Origin of the sequence: Collimonas fungivorans (genome assembly GCF_028292705.1) — a bacterium.
GTDB lineage: Bacteria > Pseudomonadota > Gammaproteobacteria > Burkholderiales > Burkholderiaceae_D > Collimonas > Collimonas fungivorans_B.
On record NZ_JAQGLV010000289.1, the window covers coordinates 1 to 3,712 of the forward strand.

The 3,712-nt window shown below is 64.9% G+C and carries 2 protein-coding genes and 2 pseudogenes; all 4 read left to right on the forward strand.

What is annotated here, in order from left to right; all coding sequences use genetic code 11:
- Positions 1-339 (forward strand): annotated as a pseudogene (locus JWQ61_RS16105) (protocatechuate 3,4-dioxygenase subunit beta); the annotation flags it as partial.
- A 172-nt stretch (positions 340-511) separates the two neighbouring features.
- Positions 512-1,030 carry a protocatechuate 3,4-dioxygenase gene (locus JWQ61_RS16110; RefSeq protein ID WP_304361419.1) on the forward strand — a complete coding sequence of 173 codons (519 nt, stop codon included), beginning with the start codon at positions 512-514 and terminating at the stop codon, positions 1,028-1,030.
- 54 nt (positions 1,031-1,084) lie between these two features.
- A complete protein-coding gene (gene pcaB, locus JWQ61_RS16115; RefSeq protein ID WP_304361420.1) occupies positions 1,085-2,476 on the forward strand; it encodes a 3-carboxy-cis,cis-muconate cycloisomerase in 1,392 nt (463 codons plus the stop codon).
- 91 nt (positions 2,477-2,567) lie between these two features.
- Positions 2,568-3,383, forward strand: a pseudogene (locus JWQ61_RS16120) (alpha/beta fold hydrolase); the annotation flags it as partial.
- Between the last annotated feature and the right edge of the window lie 329 nt (positions 3,384-3,712).

Here is a 3,712-nt window from a genome sequence, read left to right on the forward strand (position 1 = left end):
TTCGGCAAGATGCTGACCGACGACGACGGCCGCTACCGCTTTGTCACCATCAAGCCCGGCCCTTATCCCTGGGGCAACCACCACAAGGCCTGGCGCCCGGCGCATATCCATTTCTCCCTGTTCGGCAGCGTCTATGCGCAGCGGCTGGTGACGCAGATGTATTTCCCCAGCGATCCCCTGTTCGATTACGACCCGATATTCCAAAGCATCCCCGACCTGGCCGCACGCCAGCGGCTGATCGCGCGCTTCAGCCTGGAGCAGACAGTCGACGACCAGATGCTGGGCTATGAATTCGATATCGTCCTGCGTGGCCGCGACGCCACGCCCATGGGACTGTAGTGTCCTGAGCTAGGAGTTCTTCGAAGAAAAGTGATGCAATCGGCGCCATGCGTCGTTGCAAATACCCGCAAGGGACCACACCCTTGCTCCGTTTTGCGCCTAGCCTGACACCGATTGCATCACTTTTCTTATTCAAAGAACTCCTAGCTCAGGACACTAAAAGAAAATACAAATGGCTTCCAATATCACTACCTCTCAAACCGTAGGTCCTTTCCCGCACGAAGCATGGGCCTGGGCGGTAACCGCCAGCGCCACCTTGCACACCACTGCGCCAACCATCACCATCAGCGGCGTGCTGCGCGACGGCGACGGCGCGCCGATCAGCGACGGCTGGATCGAAGCCTGGATGCCGGATGCGGCCGCAGCCGAAACGGCGCAGCCGATACCAGGCTTCCGCCGCATCGCCAGCGACGACGGCGGCGCTTTCCGCATCGAGGTATCGCTGCCCAGCCCTGCGCGTTTCGGAAAACCCGTGCTGTTCGCCACCGTCTTTGCGCGCGGCCTGGTCAAGCATCAGTTCAGCGCGGTCTTCCTTGAAGACGACAGCGGCCTGGCGCAATCCGAGATCCTCAGCCAGGTTCCCGCGGACAGGCGCCCCACCTTGATTGCGCGCAAACAGGGAGATGCCCGCTATCATTGGGATATCTGGATGCAAGGCGACAAGGAAACCGTGTTTTTCGACTATGTTTGACGATGGCGGCTACCGTCGCCGTTTTTTTGCTTGCTTTAACCGAACGGAGCCGCAGTGAGCGTTTCGATTTTTGACAGTTTCCTCACCACCCCGGAGATGATCGCCGTATTCGACGATACGGCCGTGGTGCAAGCCATGTTCCGTTTCGAGGAAGCCCTGGCGCGCGCGCAGGCGGCGGAAGGGATCATTCCCGACAGCGCAGCGCGCGCCATCGCCAGCGTCTGCAATGCGCAGCTGTATGACATCCCGGCGCTGGTGCACGCCAGCCGCCGCGCCGGCAGCCTGGCGATTCCGCTGGTCAAGGAACTGACCAAGACGGTCGCCTTGTTCAACCAGGAATCCGCGAGCCATGTGCACTGGGGCAGCACCAGCCAGGACGTGATCGATACCGGCATGGTGCTGGTCACCCGCGAAGCGCTGAGCCTGCTCGACCATGGCTTGCAAACGCTGACCGACAACTTGCTGCGCCTGGCCGCACAGCATCTGGCGACGCCGATACTGGCGCGCACCCTGATGCAGCCGGCCCAGGTCACCAGCTTCGGTTTCAAGCTGGCCGGCTGGGCCGCGCCTTTGCTGCGCTCCCGCCTGCAGCTGCGCCAGGCGGCGCAGCGCGCGCTGCAGCTGCAACTGGGCGGCGCGGTCGGCACGCTGGCGGTGATGGGCGCAAAAGGTCCGCTGGTAGCGCAGCGCATGGCAGACGACCTGGGGCTGTCCGTGGCCGACGCCGCCTGGCATACCCAGCGCGACGAATGGGTGCGGCTGGGGCTGGAAGTCGCGGTGCTGACCGGCAGCCTGGGCAAGATCGCCACCGACCTCAGCCTGCTGGCGCAAGGTGAGATCGCCGAGCTGGCCGAGCCGTCCGGCAACGGCCGCGGCGGTTCGTCGGCCATGCCACACAAGCGTAATCCGGTGTCGGCCATGATCGCCCTGGCGGCCGCTACCCGTACTCCGCAAAACGCGGCGGCGCTGCTGGCAAGCATGGGCCAGCAGCATGAGCGCGGCCTCGGCAACTGGCAGGCCGAACTGGCCGAGTGGCCAGGTTTGTTCCTCAGCGCCCACGGCGCGCTCAGCGCATTGAACGAAGCCATCGCCGGGCTGCAGGTCGATGCCAAACGCATGCTGCGCAATATCGATGCACTGCAAGGACTGGTGTTCGCAGAAGCCGCGTCGATTTACCTGGCCGGCGCAATCGGCCGGCCGCAGGCGCATGGCCTGATGGAACAGTTGACGCAGCGCGCGGTTGCCGACGGCAGGCAGCTGGCCGAGGTGGTGCTGGAGGCCGTCAAGGCGGATCAGCGCCTGCGCGACAAGCTTGACCCTGAAATATTAAGCGCATTGTTCGATCCGGCCGCTGCCACGGCGCCGGCAGAAGCATTGGCGCGCCGGCAATTGCAGGTCTTGCGGGCCGCGATGGATGCATTGCAGGCGCAAGCCGTTTTCACCTGATTGCGCCTGAATGCACCCAAAATCCAACCATGAATAAACAGGTAAACCAACCATGAGCTACGATCCTATCGATCATGACTTCGAACGCGGCATGCAGAACCGCCGCCAGATACTCGGCGACGACTGGGTCGACCGCTCGCTGGCCAACGCCACCGGCTTCAACGCCGAATTCCAGAACCTGATCACGCGCTTTGCCTGGAATGAAATCTGGGGCCGTCCCGGGCTAGAACAGAAAACCCGGCGCGTGATCGTGCTGGCCATCACCATGGCGCTGGGCCGCTGGGAAGAATTCGAACTGCATGCGCGGGCCGCGCTGCTGGGCGACGCCGAGACGCGCCTGACGCCGGATGAAATGAAGGAAGTGCTGATACAGGGCGCCATCTATGCCGGCGTGCCCGCCGCCAATACCGCATTCACGCATGCGCAAAAGATCCTGCGCGAAATCGGCGCGCAGATCGGTTGCGCGCCGGCGCCGTCAGCCCCGGCGGCGGCAGTCCATCCCGGCATCGGCCGCGAAGCCGCCACCGACAGCAAGCCAGCCTTGCATTACAGCGTGCGCGTGCCGCGCAGCGGCAAGGCGCCGCGCCACACCGTGGTGCTCAGCCATGCACTCGGTTGCGACCTCACCATGTGGGACAGCCTGGCCAACCTGCTGGCCGCCGATTGCCGCGTCATTGTTTATGACCATCGAGGCCATGGCAGCTCCGACGCGCCCGCAGGACTGTATGCCATCGCCGACCTGGCTGACGACGCGGCGCGCCTGCTGCGTGAGCTCGATTCGGGCCCGGTGATATGGATCGGCCTGTCGATGGGCGGCATGACCGGCCAAGAACTGGCGTTGCGCCATCCGTCGCTGGTGGCCGCGCTGGTCGTAGCAGATCACGCGGCAGTCGGCGGCCAGCATGTTGGCCAGGTCGTCCCACATGACCATGTCGCAGCCGAGCGCGTGGGCCAGCACCACAGTGTGGCGCGGCGCCTTGCCGCTGCGCGGCGCGCGCACGGTGTAGTGCAGCGCCGGCAGGCTGGCGGTGGCGCCCTCGCGGCCGACGCCGGGATGGGCCGCGGCGGTCACCGAGGCCGGCTCGGTCGCGTATCCCATTTCGGCGAGAATGTGCTGGGCCAGCGAAAAGCCGGTGTTGGCGGCCGGGACGCCGCAATAGATCGCGGCCTGCATCAGCACTTCCTTCAGTTCGTCGGGCGTCAGGCCGTCAGCGCTTTTGTCCTGCAGCGCCGCGC

Coding starts and splice junctions, on each gene's coding strand:
- JWQ61_RS16110 (WP_304361419.1), top strand. CDS start 512: ATGGCTTCCAATATCACTACCTCTCAAACCGTAGGTCCTTTCCCGCAC.